At 74.5% G+C, this 722-nt stretch carries 1 protein-coding gene; it reads right to left on the bottom strand.

Going from position 1 to position 722, the window contains the following annotated elements; translation table 11 throughout:
* Positions 1-14: 14 nt before the first annotated feature.
* Entirely contained in the window at positions 15-680 is a 666-nt protein-coding gene (locus AB8Z36_RS41765) for a sensor domain-containing protein (protein WP_440582146.1), read from the bottom strand.
* Positions 681-722: the final 42 nt, after the last annotated feature.

The following is a 722-nucleotide window of genomic DNA, read 5'->3' as shown; positions in this document are numbered from 1 at the left end:
GGGCAGGGCCACGTTCAGCCGAGCAGCGAACGCACCGCGGAGCGGTCGACGTTCGTCAGGCCGCGTACCAGCTTCGGGGTGAGGAGGACGACGACGGCGCCGATCAGCGCCACGGCCGCGATCTGGACGGGCGAGGTGATGTAGTACTGGTGCCGCTCGCCGCCGGACGTGTAGTCGTAGACGCGGTAGCCGGGCCAGCCGACGTAGCGGTGGAAGACCCAGGAGTACGCGGGGAAGAGCGCGAGCGCCCAGCCGGTCACGAAGACGGTCACCGTCAGGACGAAGCTGACCACGCGCCAGGGGAACATCACGGCCTGGAACAGCAGCGCCTTCCACCCCGCGCCGTCCGCGAGACGCGCCCGCGTCCACGCCCACCAGCCCCGGCCGGACGGTTCGAACGCGGCCGGGCCCGCCACCGCGAGCCCCAGCGCCCTGCGCGCCCGGCCCCGCTCGGCGGCCCCGAGACCGCGCGCCCCCGCGAGAAGCACGGCGAGCACGGGCAGCCCGACCACGGTGACCAGCAGCCCGGCCCCCAGGGCGAACCCGGTGACGGCGAAGCTGAACCCCGCGACGGCCAGGGGCAGCGAGACCAGCACATGGCCGATCTCGCGGAACGTACCCGCGGCGAAGGGCGCCCGCCAGAATCCGGCGGACCGTTCGGCACCGTCGTGGGGGCGCATCACGTGCTGGCCGGTGCCGTGCGCGTCGGTACGGTGCGGGCC

The organism is Streptomyces flavofungini, assembly GCF_041028215.1.
Lineage (GTDB): Bacteria > Actinomycetota > Actinomycetes > Streptomycetales > Streptomycetaceae > Streptomyces > Streptomyces flavofungini_B.
Note: the sequence above shows the minus strand (reverse complement) of the source record. Positions and strands in the feature narration are given on the sequence as shown.

Coding starts and splice junctions, on each gene's coding strand:
- AB8Z36_RS41765 (WP_440582146.1), bottom strand. CDS start 680: ATGCGCCCCCACGACGGTGCCGAACGGTCCGCCGGATTCTGGCGGGCG.